Source organism: Arthrobacter sp. K5 (genome assembly GCF_040448525.1).
Lineage (GTDB): Bacteria > Actinomycetota > Actinomycetes > Actinomycetales > Micrococcaceae > Arthrobacter > Arthrobacter globiformis.
Window position 1 is genome coordinate 2,001,162 of sequence record NZ_CP159279.1, and the last position, 16,371, is coordinate 2,017,532.

At 64.3% G+C, this 16,371-nt stretch carries 19 protein-coding genes; 10 read left to right on the forward strand and 9 right to left on the reverse strand.

Going from position 1 to position 16,371, the window contains the following annotated elements:
* Positions 1-47 precede the first annotated feature (47 nt).
* Positions 48-953, forward strand: a complete 906-nt coding sequence (gene rfbA, locus ABRP34_RS08955) for a glucose-1-phosphate thymidylyltransferase RfbA (protein ID WP_353712952.1) — start codon at positions 48-50, stop codon at positions 951-953.
* 153 nt (positions 954-1,106) lie between these two features.
* Here rfbA and ABRP34_RS08960 read toward each other — a convergent pair whose 3' ends face one another.
* The 3 genes from ABRP34_RS08960 to ABRP34_RS08970 are packed head-to-tail and all read right to left on the reverse strand — an operon-like array spanning position 1,107 to position 4,073.
* On the reverse strand, positions 1,107-2,210 hold the full coding sequence (locus ABRP34_RS08960) for a glycosyl hydrolase (protein WP_353712953.1): 1,104 nt from the start codon (positions 2,208-2,210) through the stop codon (positions 1,107-1,109).
* Between the two features lie 16 nt (positions 2,211-2,226).
* Positions 2,227-2,583: a hypothetical protein gene (locus tag ABRP34_RS08965; RefSeq protein WP_353712954.1), complete on the reverse strand. Its 357-nt coding sequence runs from the start codon at positions 2,581-2,583 to the stop codon at positions 2,227-2,229.
* 2 nt (positions 2,584-2,585) lie between these two features.
* Positions 2,586-4,073 (reverse strand): glycosyltransferase family 2 protein, encoded by a 1,488-nt coding sequence (locus tag ABRP34_RS08970; protein ID WP_353712955.1) that lies wholly within the window; start codon positions 4,071-4,073, stop codon positions 2,586-2,588.
* Between the two features lie 649 nt (positions 4,074-4,722).
* Here ABRP34_RS08970 and ABRP34_RS08975 point away from each other — a divergent pair.
* From ABRP34_RS08975 to ABRP34_RS08985, 3 genes are all read left to right on the forward strand, one after another.
* A complete protein-coding gene (locus ABRP34_RS08975; protein WP_353712956.1) occupies positions 4,723-6,867 on the forward strand; it encodes an acyltransferase family protein in 2,145 nt (714 codons plus the stop codon).
* Between the two features lie 186 nt (positions 6,868-7,053).
* Complete coding sequence (locus tag ABRP34_RS08980; protein WP_353712957.1) at positions 7,054-7,311, forward strand: hypothetical protein; 258 nt, start codon at positions 7,054-7,056, stop codon at positions 7,309-7,311.
* Between the two features lie 2 nt (positions 7,312-7,313).
* A complete protein-coding gene (locus tag ABRP34_RS08985) occupies positions 7,314-7,742 on the forward strand; it encodes a hypothetical protein (RefSeq protein WP_353712958.1) in 429 nt (142 codons plus the stop codon).
* Between the two features lie 23 nt (positions 7,743-7,765).
* Here the strand turns inward: ABRP34_RS08985 and ABRP34_RS08990 are convergent, their stop codons facing one another.
* Both ABRP34_RS08990 and ABRP34_RS08995 read right to left on the reverse strand, forming a co-directional pair.
* Positions 7,766-7,945 (reverse strand): hypothetical protein, encoded by a 180-nt coding sequence (locus ABRP34_RS08990; protein ID WP_353712959.1) that lies wholly within the window; start codon positions 7,943-7,945, stop codon positions 7,766-7,768.
* A gap of 96 nt (positions 7,946-8,041) precedes the next feature.
* Positions 8,042-9,031 (reverse strand): NYN domain-containing protein, encoded by a 990-nt coding sequence (locus tag ABRP34_RS08995; protein WP_353712960.1) that lies wholly within the window; start codon positions 9,029-9,031, stop codon positions 8,042-8,044.
* A gap of 214 nt (positions 9,032-9,245) precedes the next feature.
* Between ABRP34_RS08995 and ABRP34_RS09000 the strand changes: the two genes are divergently transcribed.
* The 3 genes from ABRP34_RS09000 (at position 9,246) to ABRP34_RS09010 (ending at position 12,052) form a co-directional block, all read left to right on the forward strand.
* Positions 9,246-9,464, forward strand: a complete 219-nt coding sequence (locus ABRP34_RS09000) for a hypothetical protein (protein ID WP_353712961.1) — start codon at positions 9,246-9,248, stop codon at positions 9,462-9,464.
* Between the two features lie 258 nt (positions 9,465-9,722).
* The gene (locus ABRP34_RS09005; RefSeq protein ID WP_353712962.1) at positions 9,723-11,387 is read left to right on the forward strand and encodes a SulP family inorganic anion transporter; all 1,665 of its coding nucleotides are present in this window, start codon (positions 9,723-9,725) and stop codon (positions 11,385-11,387) included.
* A gap of 65 nt (positions 11,388-11,452) precedes the next feature.
* On the forward strand, positions 11,453-12,052 hold the full coding sequence (locus ABRP34_RS09010; protein ID WP_353712963.1) for a dihydrofolate reductase family protein: 600 nt from the start codon (positions 11,453-11,455) through the stop codon (positions 12,050-12,052).
* Here ABRP34_RS09010 and ABRP34_RS09015 read toward each other — a convergent pair.
* Both ABRP34_RS09015 and ABRP34_RS09020 read right to left on the reverse strand, forming a co-directional pair.
* A complete protein-coding gene (locus tag ABRP34_RS09015; protein WP_353712964.1) occupies positions 12,049-12,531 on the reverse strand; it encodes a DUF3592 domain-containing protein in 483 nt (160 codons plus the stop codon). The genes ABRP34_RS09010 and ABRP34_RS09015 overlap by 4 nt on opposite strands.
* Positions 12,532-12,584: 53 nt before the next feature.
* Positions 12,585-13,385: a helix-turn-helix transcriptional regulator gene (locus ABRP34_RS09020; protein WP_353712965.1), complete on the reverse strand. Its 801-nt coding sequence runs from the start codon at positions 13,383-13,385 to the stop codon at positions 12,585-12,587.
* 65 nt (positions 13,386-13,450) lie between these two features.
* Between ABRP34_RS09020 and ABRP34_RS09025 the strand changes: the two genes are divergently transcribed.
* Entirely contained in the window at positions 13,451-13,963 is a 513-nt protein-coding gene (locus ABRP34_RS09025; protein ID WP_353712966.1) for a VOC family protein, read from the forward strand.
* Positions 13,964-14,000: 37 nt separating this feature from the next.
* Here ABRP34_RS09025 and ABRP34_RS09030 read toward each other — a convergent pair whose 3' ends face one another.
* On the reverse strand, positions 14,001-14,246 hold the full coding sequence (locus tag ABRP34_RS09030) for a hypothetical protein (protein WP_353712967.1): 246 nt from the start codon (positions 14,244-14,246) through the stop codon (positions 14,001-14,003).
* Between the two features lie 72 nt (positions 14,247-14,318).
* Positions 14,319-15,434 (reverse strand): EAL domain-containing protein, encoded by a 1,116-nt coding sequence (locus ABRP34_RS09035; protein ID WP_353712968.1) that lies wholly within the window; start codon positions 15,432-15,434, stop codon positions 14,319-14,321.
* A gap of 147 nt (positions 15,435-15,581) precedes the next feature.
* Between ABRP34_RS09035 and ABRP34_RS09040 the strand changes: the two genes are divergently transcribed.
* Complete coding sequence (locus tag ABRP34_RS09040; protein ID WP_003802601.1) at positions 15,582-15,983, forward strand: DUF202 domain-containing protein; 402 nt, start codon at positions 15,582-15,584, stop codon at positions 15,981-15,983.
* 3 nt (positions 15,984-15,986) lie between these two features.
* On the forward strand, positions 15,987-16,340 hold the full coding sequence (locus tag ABRP34_RS09045; RefSeq protein ID WP_353712969.1) for a DUF202 domain-containing protein: 354 nt from the start codon (positions 15,987-15,989) through the stop codon (positions 16,338-16,340).
* The last annotated feature ends 31 nt before the right edge of the window (positions 16,341-16,371 follow it).

Consider the following 16,371-nt stretch of genomic DNA (forward strand, 5'->3'; position numbering starts at 1 on the left):
ACGCCACCGATTTGTTTGAACCCGCAATAACGTTGAAACTAGATCCCATGCGCGGGATTATCCTCGCCGGGGGGACCGGTTCAAGACTTCATCCGATTACACAGGGCATCAGCAAGCAACTGGTTCCTGTCTACGACAAGCCGATGATCTACTATCCGCTGTCAACTCTGATGTTGGCCGGCATCCGGGACATCCTGATCATCACCACTCCGCACGATGCGGACCAGTTCCAGCGCCTGCTGGGCGACGGCAGTCAGCTTGGCGTCAACCTCACTTACACCCAGCAGCCCTCGCCCGACGGTCTGGCCCAGGCATTTGTTCTTGGTGCCGACCACATTGGCGACGGACCGGTGGCGCTGGTCCTCGGCGACAACATCTTTTATGGGCCAGGCATGGGCACGCAGCTCCGTCGATTCTCCGACATCGATGGCGGGGCGGTCTTCGGATACCGCGTTGCTGACCCGACCGCATACGGCGTCGTGGAGTTCGATGTCACAGGCAAAGTCATTTCCCTCGAGGAAAAGCCGGAGAATCCGAAAAGCCACTACGCCGTGCCTGGGCTCTACTTTTACGACAATGACGTCGTGGAAATTGCTCGCAATCTGAAGCCCTCGCCGCGCGGCGAACTGGAAATTACTGACGTAAACCGCGAATACCTGGAGCGGGGCAAGCTCCAGGTGGAGATCCTCCCCCGCGGAACTGCCTGGTTGGATACCGGCACCTTCGACTCCCTCAATGAGGCGTCAGAGTTCGTGCGCACAGTCCAAAAGCGTCAAGGCCTCTCTATAGGTTGCCCCGAAGAGATCGCATGGCGTCTCGGCTTCCTCAGCGATGATGAGTTGCGCGAACGTGCGGAACCACTGGGCAAGAGCGGCTACGGCCGGTACCTGCTGGACTTGCTCGCCGAGGACGCTGCGGAAAACCCCGAGCGGTTGGCGCTTTCCCTCCTGTAACCGTCCACCACAGCCGCTTAGGCACCGGGCGTTCGACGACCGAGAGCAGCGTACACCGCCGCTGTCGTGATTGTTCTGCCCTGGTGTCGGCGGTACCGGACGCGGCGTGCGGCAGGCGTTGTGATCGCCGTCGTCGTTCTTGCCTCTGGTGGCTCACCCCACCGGGGCCATGAGGAACCGGTCTGGAACTGCACGAGTGAACGGGTTCCTGATCTGCGGAGTAACCGTCGTCCGCCAGTCAACGACCGGGTTTCCGGGTTGGTTTTCGGTTTTCGAGTACTCGAACCAGAGCGCCATCTTTAACCTCGGGAACCTTCTCTGCAATCCAGGGTCGAAAAGCTGGCTCCACCAGGCCTCCTTGATCGCCAGCTCTGTCGCCCCGTCGCTGCGTGAAGTGTTGTAGAAACCCCCTGTTTCCGAAATCGCAAAAGGCATCTTGTGCCCGTCCGCATACTCTTTGTAGAAGTCGGGGACGTCAGTGTCGTTGGTATAGGCGCTTTTGAAGGTCCCGGTGATCTTGGCGGCCAGTTTTCCCCGTTCCGGGACAGTGTTCTCTCCCCAGGGGTAGGCCCTGCCGAAGTGGTAGACGGTCAGTCCAACCCAGTCCACGGCGTCGTCCCCGGGCCAGTAGGGTGCGTACGGGTCGTCCTTCGAGCTGAGTTTGCCGTCGTGGTTGGTGTCCACTGCCTGAAAGTCGGCGCTGCCGGGGCGGACCTCATACGGCCCTCCCTCATAGGGATAGCCGGCGCCTTCGTTCGGAGACCAGAGCATTGCCGATGAAGGTGCCTTGTGGACGGCCGCCGCAACCTGACGGAACTTGTCGATGTAGGCGGCAGGCTGCTGGCCCCATGAATACCAGGAACCGTTCATTTCGTGGCCGAAACGGACCATGACGGGCACGCCCTTCTGGTTCCACGCCGTCAGCAGCCGGGTCAGCGACGTCAGAGCCTCGGGGGTGACGGCGGCAAGGCCCTTTCTCGGTTCCAGGGTGAGCATGAAGGACGAGTGGTGGTCGGCGAGTTCCTGTACCTGTTCATTTATCAGTCCTTCCTCCACTGTGCCTAGAGGAAAATCGACATAGCGCCCGTACAGGGCCGGTGTTGAACCGAGGCGGGACGCATAGCCGGCCACCGTATCGAATTCGGAGTCCAGCTGGACTCCGAAATACGTTTTGCCGTCGGGGGGCACCGGGAACCGGTGCGAGGATTCGATGAGACGTGCCGTGAGGCCGCCCGCAGTCAGGGCAACCGCAACCATCAGTAACGCTAGATTCCTAAAAACCCTCGGTTGCCGCATCGCGGGTTCCTTCTGTTTTCAGAATGATGAATGTGACGACGAGCACGAGTTCGGCCAGGATCGCGGCGGAGATCACCAGTACCACCGGGACCGGCTGCACCGCGGCATGCAAGGCCAGCGCGAGGGGGACGATGATGTAGGCCGCCACCGCCATCAGGGCGACGACCATGAAGCCGGCACACCTGACCTTGGCTATCCGGAGGGCCCGCTGCTCGGCCGAATGGATGACCAGATTGGCAACAACAAGGGGTGGCTGGACCTGGCTGCCGGTTAGGACGATTTGCTTCTCGATTGTCTGGTTGATGGGGATCGCTACTGCTGAGGCTCGTTCCATGGCTACTCACCGCTCCTAATGCTCTGAAGGTCCGCTTTCTTGGTCTTGGGGGTGGGCACCCAGTGGACGTCCCGTTTGCCCACGGTCCACTGGAAGACTGCCCAGAGTGCCGCTGAGCTTTCGATGAGACCAGCAACAGGCGCCAGCAGGACGGCCAGCGATATTTCTCCCGCACGAGCCCACCTGTTCATACCTGAGTCGGCTACGTTGTGCCAGGCCCCGATAAAGACCGAGCCCATCCACATGACACCCACCAGGGCCAGCCATGCGCTGCCCGGTGCCGCCAGAGGGGGCTCGCCGTCAGAGAGCAGCGTCTTCAGGGCGCGGACGAGGAATGCGGGAAAGACAATTGCGGAGAGAAGTCCGACGACGGCACCCAGGGCGAAGGTCCCCACCCGGTAACGGGTGCCCCAGACCAAACTGAATTTTGTAGCCCCGGGCAGCGAGACAAACAGCGGATTTCGGGTCATGGACTTCATGCCCTGAAGGACACCGAAGATCCAGCGGTAGCGCTGCTTGAACGCACTCCGGACGGAAAAGGGCGGCTGCTCGAGCATGACGCACCCGTGCCAGCCGAACACCTCCTTGCTGTAGCTGGTAAATGCCTTCATGCCGAACACGTAATCCTCGGCGATGAAAGGCTGTCCCTCCAGGCACCCGATGTCCCATCCGATTTCGTTCTCCAAAGATTCGTCTATAACGAGGTTGGAACCGTGCAGGTGCAGCGGGACGCCGGTTTCCATGACATGGCGGCATTCGTAGCACCCGATCGGGCGGTTGGCTTCCATGCCCCGGCAGAGGGGGCTGGCATTCAGGTATTCGAGCGGGTAGTAGATGGGCCCTTCGAGGATTTTCTTGTCCGTTGTGGCGAGGCAATGGATGAGCTTACGCAACTCGCCGGGGACCATCACGCTTTCCTCGTCGTAATGGACGATGAAAGTGCGTCCCGGTTTGCGGTTCCAGGACTTGCGCCGCTGCTCGACGACGTAGTGCAAACCGCGGGCCTTGAGCCCGGTGCCGTCAGGGGTCTCGTAATCCTCGGGAATCACAAGCGTGCTGACGGGAATGGCCAAGCCCTGGAAGGCATTCCCGAGAGCGCGCGCCTGCCCCGCGGATTCGGTAACAACCTCCACGGACAGAAAACGGCCGTAGAACTCCGGGTCCTCCCGAGCCAGGTCAACGACGTTGCGAATTCCACGAGTGATGACTTCCGTGCTGCCCGCCGATCCGCGGGTGGTTATCTGGATCTTTACGAAAGGGACGTCAAGGGCGCGGAGATCCCGGCTAGAGACCGGGGTGCGGCGTCGATAACGCTTCCATCGGAATAGAAAACTCCACCAGTACAAGGCCATACGGACGCCGATGATCGAGACACCGACGAACAAGATTGGACCGAGAATGGACAGCAAAAAGTTCATCCAAATGGGCATGGGAGACCGTTCCATTGACTTGTCAGCATTGGGCACCGCGAGGCATTCAGCTGCATCCACCGCCGGATGGCCACCGGTTACTGGGAACGCATCGCTCTTGGTTTAAAGCAATTGGCAGAAGCCGAAAGACCCAAGACTTCGCCACAGCCTGCGCGCCAACAGTGAACTCCGTCTTGAACCTCTCCCGTTCCTGCCACCCGGAAGAGCGTCCTCGATGCATTTCACCTTAGGGAACCCGGGTGGGGGGCCGCACCAGTAATTACTACCCGAATCCGGATCCCCTCCACTTGGTTTCGGAGCGAAAAACACACGCATCCGGGAGGGCCCGGGCCAAAGGAGGGGCACATTACCTGTATTGGGCGACACTCAACACATCCGCTGCGCAAGCCGGCCACCCCGCAAAAGCACCAATGCCCCCTCACGGCGAGTATCGCCGTCGTACGTCTTCATCGACCTCCGTAGAATCGTCCGGCGCCAACAGGATGTTTCCCCGTCCAAAGGTGGATCTTGTACGGGCGGTGCGTGCCGCGCACGATGAGGTGGCGGTCCGACAACCGGTAGCGCTCGGCGCGAATGGCGCGGGGAAGGACGTCGCCCGGCGGGTAAAATATCAGCAACGCCGGTCTCATTTGGGGGAATTCTCTTGTCCATAACTCATGCCCGCGCGCCAGAAAGCCGGGCTGCTCAGCGCAAAGCGAATTTCTCGGCGGTGAGGACCGACACTCCCGGGGCACGAAAGCGCTATGACATCCAGGGCCTTCGCGCACTGGCAGTTGGCCTGGTTATTGCGGATCACCTGCTGGGTTACCCCACCGGTGGCTTCATCGGCGTGGACGTCTTCTTCGTGATCTCCGGTTTCGTGATCACTGCCAGCCTGATCCGGGAGCATGAGAAAAACGGCAGGATCTCCTTCGCCGGCTTCTACCGGCGCCGGGCGCGACGTATCCTGCCGCTGGCATCGGTAGTCATCGTCCTGTCGCTCGTCGCGTCATGGGCTGTGTTCTCCACTGCGCGCTTCGTGGGCATTGCCCAGGACGGGCTGTGGGCGTTCCTGTCTGCGGCCAACTGGCATCTGGCCATTATCGGTACTGACTACATGCAGGCCGGAGGGGTGGTGTCCCCGCTACAGCACTACTGGTCGCTGGCCGTCGAGGAACAGTTCTACATCGTCTGGCCATGGCTGATCGTGCTCATGCTCGGATGGGGAGCGTCCAGGCGGGGCCGGTCGTCTTCCGGGGCCCGGCGTTCACTGGGCCTGGCCATGCTTGCCGCGGTCGGAGCGTCGTTTGTCTTCGCCATGTGGGAAAGCTCCGCTGCCCCCACCGTCGCCTACTTCTCTACGTTTTCCCGTGCCTGGGAGCTGGGCTGCGGTGGTCTGTTGGCCATCATGGCGCCGGTTCTGCTGCGCATTCCAGACCGCATCAGGCCCGCTTTGGCCTACGCCGGCCTCGCAGGAATCGCAGGCGGCGCCTTCGCCATGACACCGGACCTGACCTTCCCGGGTCCATGGGCAGCGGTACCAGTCCTTGCAACCATGGCCGTCATCTCCGCAGGGACCGGAGGGGAGCAACGGCTGCTGGCTCCGCTGACTAATCGCGTCTCCCGCTACCTGGGTGACATTTCCTACTCTCTGTACCTGTGGCACTTCCCTGTAATCATTCTTCTTGAAGCACTTCGGCCATCGAGTGGCGTCGTGGACCACGCCGTTGCTATAGCCCTCACTTTGGCGCTGTCAGCATGGTCCTATCACTTCATTGAAGAGCCAGTCAGGCACTCGCATTGGCTTGAACCCAAGGCAGCCAGGGCGGCCAAGGCGCCGCACGGGGCCCAGACCCGGACCCGGCTGGCCTATGGAGCGGTCACTACTCTTGCCCTGGCTGCCGCCATCGTCGTGGGCTTCACCCTGGTGAAGGCCACCCCCGTCACCGCAACGGCTGTTGGGCAACCAGTCGTGTCGCCGGGTACTTCCTCCCCCGCTGCTGCAAACACCCCCTCGGCAAAGCTGAGCCAAGAACTCACTCTTGCGCTCTCCGCATCTCAGTGGCCAGAGCTTACGCCTGCGATCGATACACTCGGCGACGCAGCGAAAGCGCCTGAATGGGTCGAGGACGGATGCCTTGGCGACGAGCGAGGCGCTCTGGAAGACCCGGCAGAAAATGCAGCCCGCTGCGTCTACGGAGACGAAGCGGCCAAGAAGACGGCGGTGGTTCTCGGCGACTCAGTGGCCATCAGCTACGTTCCAGGCATACGCGCCGCACTTGAGCCGCAGGGATACAAGGTCCATGTTTACACCATGCAGCAGTGCCCGTCTGCGGCGGTTGATGTGATTAAGGCTTCCAAATCGGCACACCCGAAGTGCGCCCCTTTCCGGACGTGGGCCCTTCAGCAGATAGCCTCGATGAAGCCTGACATGGTGATCAGTTCCAGCTCAACAGGAACGTTGGCGCGCCTTGCCAGTGGAGCAACGGGCGGTGCCGCGGCCGACGAGTGGAGCGAGGCGTCCAAAAAGCTGTACACAGAACTCTCTGCCTCGGCTAAACAGGTTTTCGTGCTTGACCCGCCTCCACGCGGCCGCAAGTTCGCCGAGTGCGCCACGAAGATAAGCACGCCTGCGAACTGCGCATCCAAGGTGCAGCAACTCTCACTGGACATGACGGCCGCCGGCCGATCGGCCCTTGACCCCGCCGAGCAGACGAACGTTCACTTCGTGGAGACCGTTGGATGGTTCTGCGTAGCGGGGAGCTGCCCCGCTTTCGCCGGTACCTCACCTATGCATGCAGACGGGGCCCACCTCACGGCGGCCTATTCAACGTCACTTGGGCCCGTGCTCTCCGAGGCGCTTGCCATCAAGTAAATACAGGTTCGCAGTGGCCCGCCCCGGACCAAGAACCTGTACAGCTCACGGGAACAGGTGTACTTTTCAAAGCAGGGTCCTGTATGGCTGAAGTTCCGCAGGAACCTCCTCCGGCGCCGTGCACCGCCGGGGGTACCCGCTGTAGCCTCACGGCGGACACCGTGCACCCCGAGGAAAGAGCCTGACGTGGCCACCTCCCATTTCCAGCAGTTCCTTCACGACGCAACCACTCCCGACGCAGACACCGACAGCCCGCTGGGACCGGACTGCCTGTACGGGCTGTACACGAGCTGGTGCCTGCTCCAGGGCGTGAAACCCAGACGCCCCGCCGTCTTCAGGGCAGGAATGCGCCTGTGCGGGGTTAATGTCCGCAGCGGCAGACTGAGGATGAAGGGACGCGCAGCAGCGGACTATATCCTCGCCAGCTACCCGTTCGCCTTCTGATCATGTCGCTGGGTTTTCACGGCTCCCGCCAGGACGGCGCCGGCAGGCACCGGGTGCTCCCGGTGATGTGCGGCCATTGCGGCACCGACCGCCAACTCACCATCAGATCAGTCACGGGGCTTCAACACTCGCCTCCGGAGATCGTCCTCGTCTCCTACACCTGCGGCCAGTGCGGGCTCTTCAGTGAGCATCCTGCCCAGGCCGCGGATCTGTCCATGGTCCTGGCCCGTGCCGACCAGACCGGGGACGTGCTGATCTTCGGCGGGCACTACATCCACTGTGGGCGGCCGATGCGGAAAGCCGGGTCGGAAATCCGCCGGCTCTCCGCGCCGCTGTCCACCGAAGGCACGGATGGGGACAGCCTGGATGTTTACCTCGCCACCCGTGTCCTCAGGTGCGACTGCGGGTTCCAGATGGAACTGCCGGAATAGGGATTGGCAGGCCAATGGCCGGGTTAGGCCGGCTGTTTCGGCCGCCACACGCTCCACCCACCTTCGGAAGCGCCGGCTGCATGGAAGATCTGGCCGTCGGGCAGGCGCCCCTCGCCCGGGTGAACGGCTGCGATTGAGGCGTCGTACTGGTCCTTGGTGCCCCCTGCGAAGAAGTGCACGATTCCGTACGGTGCGGCGTTCATTTCTGCTCCTTGGATGATCCGGATGGTGCTGGACATGCCAACCATTGACCCCGTCATCCGTGGGATTCTTGTTCGATCGAGCAGGAACCAGCAGAGTTACACGAGCTGGTCGAGCTTCAGCCAGAAGGCATCGCGTAACGCTCTCCGCACACCCTGGAGGTCCGTCTTGTACTCACCGATCCGCTGGGCGCAGTCCTTGAGCAGGACACGGTCAATCTCCACCGGCAGCACCGGGCGGTCCGCCAAAAGCTCATTCAGTTCCCCTTGGGTGGTGGAGCCGTACCAGCTGACGGCCACACTCTCGCCAACCTCCTGCGCTACGTCGAGGGCCGAGCCCTCATAGGCATCAGAAGTCATGGCTCCGCCGCCTGAGCTGTACACGAGGTGTGCTTCTGACCGGTGCAGCTTCGGGGCTGCGGGCTGCACTGGCGGCCGGACCGACGGTGGCGCCGGCCGCGGTCCGGATCCAGGCGTGGGCCGGGGCGGAAATGGCCCCGGAGTCGGCGCAACGGGGGTGGGCCGGGGCGCCGCCGAAACGGATTTGGCGAAGCAGGATTCGATGAGCTCGGCCGGAAGGGTGATGATGCTGTCCACGCGCAGAGCCAGGTGTTCTGCGACCGAGGCGACCCCGAGCCGGTGGCTCGGATCGTCCAGGCCCACCAGGACCACCTTCATGCCGAGGTCCTGTGCGGCTTCGACGGCCTCTGCAAGGTCGTCATCGCCCGAGACCAGGAAGGCCACCGACGCCGCCCTGTTCCGGGCAACTCCGACGAGGTCCAGACCGAGCTTGAGGTCGACGCCCTTCTGTTCCCCGTTGAACGAGATGCGGCCAAGCCGGACCTTAACGTCGGGAAGCAACCCGATTTTCTTGTGCTGGTCCGTAAACAACGCATCCTTGGAGGCGTCGTACCAATAGACGCGCAGCGATTCCAGGCCGCAGTGGTCCTTGGCGCGGCCCAGAATCCCGCGTATGAGTTTTTCGTAATTGACGCTGAACGCTGATCGCAACGACGTCCCGGCGACTTGGGTTCCGCCGACGGCGAGAAGGAAGCCTGCGTCGACGAAGATTGCGCTCTGATGCATCATGTCTGTGATGCTACCGGCCACAAACGATAGACCAGTTGCTTTCCCGTGCCGGGCGAGGCGCAGGCATAGTCACACCGGCGGATGGACATCCTTACAGCGGCAGCTTATGGAAACCGACAAACCCTATGAAGCTGCCCACGGCCCGCCAAGCGTTCGATGCCAAGCCATAAGTAAGCTGATGGACGCCGCAGCCACAGGTCGCTCAGACTGAATCATGGACGACACGGAAAAGCATGAAACGATCGCCAAGGTCACCGACCGCCTCGCGGCCCGCTACCCCGAAACGCCCCGGAACCTGATCGCCGCCGTCGTGGCCGAGGAATACGCGCTCCTGGACAGTGGCCGGATCCGCACCTACATCCCGACCCTGGTTGAACGCGGCGCCAGGAACAGGCTCAGGGAAAGCGCCAGCGCGCCGCCCACCGCCATCTGACCGGGCGGATGGCATCACCTACCGCGCGGCGCGACGTTCTGCACGTGCCGGACCACTCCGCAACACTCGAAATTCCCTCGGCCTCCCACTGACCGGCGTTCCGCCTGGGCAACGTCCGGGCAGTCGGTTCACGAAGATGTCATCCGGATGCAACGCTGAAGCAATCATGTGCGCACCGTCGTAGTCGAACTGATGACGGGCCGGGGCATGATGGGACATGATCGGAAGATGCGCCGATCCGCAAAAGCTCCAGCCTGGTTGGTCCCGCCAGCCCTGCGTGGCTACAGGATCGAGTGGCTGCGCCATGACCTGGTGGCCGGCGCCGCGCTCTTCGCGATCCTGGTCCCGGCGGGCATGGCGTACGCCCAGGCCGCCGGTCTTCCACCGGTGACCGGCCTGTACGCGACCGTTGTGCCACTGATTGTCTACGCAGCGGTCGGGCCATCGCGTGTGCTGGTGCTGGGGCCGGATTCCGCACTCGCCCCGATGATCGTTGCAGCCTTGGTTCCCCTGGCCGCGGATAGCGAGCAGAAGTCCGTTGCGCTGGCGGGTCTTCTCGCCATACTGATAGGCGGGATCCTGCTGTTCGGTTCGGCGCTGAGGCTGGGAGTCGTCACTGGACTGTTGTCGAAGCCCATCAGGCTCGGCTATCTCAACGGCATAGCCCTGCTGGTGGCGGTGTCCCAGCTTCCCACCCTCCTGGGGATCTCCGTGGAAGACGGCACGGCCTGGGAAAAACTCTTCGCCGCCGCGCCGAAGGTGCTTGCCGGCGAGACCAATGTGACGGCGCTGGTGCTCGGATTGGTCTCGCTGGCGCTCATCCTGGTTCCCCGCTGGCTGCGATGGAAGGTTCCGGGAGTGCTCATTGCGGTAGTTGTCTCCTGCATCGCCGTGGCCCTGCTGGGACTCCACGAGCGTTTGAAGGTCACAGGTGCGCTCCCGCAGGGGCTCCCTGCACCGGCCCTCGGCGGCATCGGGTGGGCCGACGTCCTGGCACTGTTGCCCGCCGCCGCTGCGATCGCCCTCATCATCTTCGTTGACACCGGAACCCTGTCCCAATCCCTGGCCGCCGCAGAGGGCGGCAGGGTATCCGGCAACCATGAAATGGCAGCCTTGGGCGCGGCGAACGCTGCCAGCGGGCTGCTGGGCGGCTTCCCGGTCTCGGCCAGCATGTCCCGCACGCCGGTGGCAGTGGAGGCCGGGGCGAAATCCCAGCTCACAGGGGCCATAGGCGCAGGACTGGTGCTCGGCTTCATGCTCCTGGCACCCGGCGTCACAGAGTTCCTTCCGGCCGCCACCCTTGCCGCCATTGTTATCGCCGCAGCCGCAGCAATCGCCGACCCGGCCGGTGTGCGACGGCTCATCGGCATGAGCCGCAGCGAATCGTTGGTGATGCTCGCGGCATTCCTCGGGATCACCATACTGGGCGTCCTCCCGGGCATCGCCGTTGCCATCGGCCTGGCAATCCTGGACTTCCTGCGGCGGGCCTGGGACCCCTACCGTACTGAACTGGTGGACGTGCCCGGGGTACCGGGGTACCACGACGTGAGCCGTCACCCGGAAGGGGACCGCATCCCTGGCCTGTTGATATTGCGCTTCGACGCACCGCTGTTCTTCGGCAACGGAGCCCTGCTGGGGTCCTTCGTGCGCAACGAACTGGAGGAGGCAGCGGACGGCACAGAACGCGTGGTGCTGGCCGCAGAACCCGTGACGGGAATCGACACGACTGCACTGGACGAGTTGGTGCAGCTTGACGAATTCCTGGACCGGCACGGTGTGGACCTGGTGTTCGCCGAGCTCAAAGGCCCGGTCAAAGACCGACTGTTGCAGTACGGCATGGGCGCACGCTTCTCTCCCGAACATTTCTACCCGACAGTGAGCGAAGCAGTCAGGGCGTTCCAACGGGAGGATGAGGTGGAGTAGGGAACCGCGTAAAAGACCCCCGATGTCTTCTGGTCTGCAGGCGACCGATCTGGAAGGATCTCACCATGCGAAGGGTCGTCGTCTCCAATATCGCGTCCGTGGACGGCTTCTACGCTGCCAGCGATGGGAATCCCCTCGTGCTGAACATGGATGCAGCGTTCGACGAGTACAACCGCACGCGGATCGAGGCGGCGGACATTCTGCTCCTGGGCCGGAAGTCCTTCGAAGGCTTCAGCTCGTACTGGCCAGAAATAGCTACCGCCCCTGACGATCCGGCGAACCAGGCGGTAAGCGAGGACAACCGCCGGATCAGCCGGGCCTTCAACTCCCTGCCCAAAACAGTGGTCTCAGACACCTTCGTGGTGGCCGCCGACAACGCCTGGCGGGACACCACCACCGTTATTCCTGGCGACGAGCTGCCCGGCTGGATTCACGCCTGCCGGCAGGAAGGCAACGGCGACATCCTGATTTTCGCCAGCAGGGTCCTTTGGAACAACCTCCTCGATATGCGGTTGGTGGATGAAGTCCACCTGATGATCAGCCCTAACGCACTGGCTGAAGGCATACCGATTTTCACCCGATCTGCAGCCTTTACCCTTCTGGATTCCGTGAGATTCGATTCATCATCCAACGTCCTCCTGAGGTATGAACCGAACCGCGGCTAGCCCAGCCTGTTTCTGCGTCTCTTCCCCCGCTTCGAAAAAACGAGGATGAGAACGATGGGAATGAAAATCATGGCCAGGATAGTGCCGATGCCCCGGACCATGATGCCGTCGCTCTCGTAGCCCAGCACGACTGCCTGGCCGGGCTCCTGCTCGCGGTACGCCACCGTGACTTCCTCGCCCTGCGTCGGGCGCTGGTCGTGGTCCACGGTGGCCGAGGTGTAGCGGACCGTTCCGTCCGCAGACGTGTACCTCACCCTGATGTCCCTCTGCGAAGCCCTCCTGGCGTCGTTGAAGTCAACGATGGTTCCGGTGGTGTGCACACCCGTCCGCGCGATCTCGTCATCCGCATCAGCCATCCGGGAACCGACACCGATCATCACCGGCCCCACCAGGACCATGACAAGGGCCAGCACCACGTTCAGGGCGCGGCTCAGCAGTGTTTGGGGCTTGCGGTTTACAGCGGCATCCGGGGTACTCACGGCGCCCATTCTGCCGGATGGCCGGGGCTGAAACCTATCCGGGCGCGACAGGCTCAACCACCGGATCCGGCGGCAACCGCCTGCCGGTACGTGCTCGGGGTGAAACCCAGGTACTTCTGAAAGTCATTTGTCAGATGCGCATGATCGGCGTACCCAAGCTCGGCAGCTATCGCTGCCAGATCCGCTGACGCATCCAGGCGCGTCCGCTCGGCCGCGTCCTGAAGCCTCCGACGGCGGATCAGCGCGGCAGGGCTGAGGCCGATGTACTTCCTGGCCACACGCTGCAGGGTCCGCTGCGAAACCGCCAGCGCAGACGCGGCGTCCTCCACCCGGACTACCGAGGCGTCCGAACCGATGACGTCCATCAGCCGGTTGGCCAGCAACGCCTCCTCGGACACTGCGGGCCCGGCAAAGCCGGCCAGCCACCCCGCAAAGGCATCCACTGCGCGCTCGCGGCGAGTATCGCCGTCGTACGTGTTCATGACCGCCGAGACGGAACGGTGCAGATCTTCCGCGGCCACCGCCACTTCCGTGTCCCGCAGGCTGGCGGGATCGTCGGTGAACAGCGGCACGGCCGCCGGCCGCAGCAGCGCACCGACCGCCCAGCCCCGTCCGGCCAGGTCCCGATGGGCGGCCCTGGTCGTCGGTCCGGAGAAGACCACGCCGTCAGGCTGCACCACGAGGTTGGAGCCCGGGTACGCGATCAGGTGCTGGCGGGATGTGCGGCCGGGCTCTATGTCCCACTCCGGAATCCAGATCCACTGGACCAGGTCCGCCACGGAGGCCGGCGCCGGAAGGCGGTGGAAACTGGGGAGCCGGGCCGGGTACAGGATCCCCTTGAACGAACTCTCCATCGGTCCCCTCAGACTGTCGTGAATCTCCAAGCGCCGCCGCTGGCAGGGCACGTAGCGTCATGGACATGACAGATACTACAAGCACCGAATCGACCACCGCCGCCCACGGAGAGCACACGACGCACGGGATTCCGAACGGCCTGACGAGCCTCACGCCGTTCCTCGCCGTAACCAGCGCCAGGGAAGCGATCGCCTTCTACCAGGACGTGTTCGGCGCCCGCGTAGTCGGTGCCACGGAGATGCGCGGAGTGGTGGTCCACGCGGAACTCGACTTCGGGAACGGCCACCTCCAGCTCGGCGAACCCAACCCCGAATACCACCTGGTTCCGGCGCCGGAGGGCGAAAACGACTGCTACTCCCTTGGCCTCTACTGCCCGGACGCCGACGCCCTGGTGCAGCGCGCCGAACAGGCCGGAGCCACGATCCGCGAGCCATTGGCCACGTTTGTCTCCGGCGACCGGTACGCCAGCATCCGGGACCCCTTCGGCGTCCGCTGGTCCATCATGACCCGCGTGGAAGACCTCTCCGAGGAGGAAAGCAACCGCCGGGTCGACGAATGGGCGGCGCAGCAGGGCTAACGCTGGCGCCCGGCATCTGCATGGCCGCCCGCTGACGTCAGCGGGGCCGGGGCGGTTCGGGGGTTTCGCCGTTGCCCACCGCCTCGATCCAGTCGACCACCTCGTCCGGAAAATAGAACCCTGGGGGCTCGTCGTCCCCGCCCTGCCGGGCATCCGAGGCGGCCGGGCCGCCGGCTTCCGCGATCTCGGCGGCCAGGCTCTCCGGGACGGCGTCGCCGTTGTTATCAATCAGCCATGCCTGCGTGGCGGGCTTGAGGTTGGGCCACCACTGCTCGATGTTCATGGTGGAAGTCTGCCACCCGGAGACGCGCCTCGGTTAGCCTTGGCGGGCCTTCATCCGCGGGTTTTGCGGCGGTCAGCGTCCGTTCGGCTGTGGCGGCTGTCCTGCCATGCGCCGCCCGCGGCGGTTCTGGAGTGCCGTGGCGGGGCCGGCCCAGGTGGCCCATTCCTTGACGTCGATGGTGGGCATGCCGAGGAAGTGGCCTTGGCCGGCAGCCACTGCCAGCCGGGTCAGGACCGCAAGTTCGGCGGCGGTTTCAATTCCGACGGCGGCCAGCGCCGCCCCGGTCTGCCGACCGAATTCGACCAGGTCGGCCACCAGGTACTGGCGGCTTGGGTCGGCGTCGATGCCCGCAACCAGGCCGCGGCCGATCTTGATGACGTCCGGCCGGAGCGAACGGATGTGGCGCATGGAGGCAGCCTCCGTCCCCGCCTCATCCACCGCCAGCCCCATGCCGGAACTGCGCAGCGGCGTCAGGACGTCCAGCAGGGGTTCCAGTTCGTCCGACTGGAGCGGTTCGGTGAGTTCCAGCATGATCCGGGACGGTTCCAGAGCCGCGTGTTCCAAAAATCCCGGCAGCCGGGGATCCAGACACACGGCCGGCGAGAGGTTCAGTGCCACCACCAGATGGTGCGGCAGATCCTGCGCCGCGGCCACAGCCGCCTGTAGCGCCGAGAACTCCAGGTCCGCACCCAGCCCGACGGCGGCGGCATTCTTGAACCAGGATCCTGCACCGTCGCCGTCCTCCCACAGGAACCGCGTCAGTGCCTCCGCGCCGATGACACCGCCGCGGCCAAGCTCGTGGATCGGCTGGAACGCCGTGACCAGCATGCCGCCATGCAGGATCGCCTCGATGGCCGCCTGCCCGCGGCCGGGGACGCTGATCTGCTCGGCAGCCGGATGCCGGTGCGCATCCTGCTTTTTGGGATCTGTCCTGTTGTTGGCCTGCCGGGCCAGGGAGCGCGTGAAGATGAGGTGCTCATGGAGCGCGGCCTCAGGATTTCCGGGATGCGCAGCCACATGCTCCCGCAGCCGCTCCCGGACCTCGGCCCCCTCCGGATCCGTGCCGGCCAGGACCGCCTCGATGATCTCGTAGGCCTGCTCCCGCACCAGCGGGACCTCGGCGCCAGCCCCGCCAGCCCCGCCGTCATCCGGCTGGCCGTCACCGGAGGGGAACCGGGTACTGTCCAATGGGCACTCCTCTGACTCCGGGCAGTTGGCCCCTGGCTGGACTTCCTGCCCTCTGGATGCATCATAAGCGCAGGTGAGTCGCGTTTACACGCCTGTGAAAACAATTTCACCAATCTGTAAACAAACGTCACTGACTAGACTGTGAGCGTGCCGTCCACCCCGCCTCCCCCGTCCGGCCCTGACTCCCGCAGAAGCAGGTTCGCTGAAAAGCTCCTGCCGGGCGGCACCGAGCCGGACCCACGGTTCACCCTGGCCAATGAGCGCACGTTCCTGGCGTGGATCCGCACCTCCCTGGCGCTCCTCGCCGGCGGAATTGCGGTGGAGGCCTTCACCACGGACGTCTTTCCGGAGCCCATCCGCCGCGGGCTGGCGGTTCTGCTCCTGCTGCTGGGCATGCTGCTGAGCGCGGGCTCCGCCGTCCGCTGGCTGCGGGTCGAGGCGAGCCTGCGCTCGAACCGGCCGCTGCCCCTGCCGCTGATCGGTCCGCTGCTCGCCGCCGGCTGTGCCGTCGCGGCGGCGGTGGTGATCGCCGTCGTCGTCCTGGCCTGAACCATGGACGAAAACCCGGCCACTGCTCCCCTGCCCGGCGACGGCCCGCTCGACGGCGACCCCGGGCTGCAGCCGGAGCGCACCGCGCTCGCCTGGGGCCGGACCGTGCTGACGCTGGTTGCCGCGAGCGCGATGAGCCTGCGCTGGCTCCCGGACCAGGGACCGTTCGTGCTGGCGATGTTCGGCCTCACCGTCGCCGCAGGGACCGGCATCTACGCCACCCAGCGGCGGCGCTACCGGCGCAGCGTCGAAGGAATCAGGGCCGGGCATCTGACCCCGGACACCGCCGCGGTGTTCTGGACCGCCGGAGCCTGCGTTGTCCTCGGGGCATTGGGCGTCTGGCTGGTGCTGAGCTGAGCCGCCTGGCCGACGCACCCACGAGAGCGCG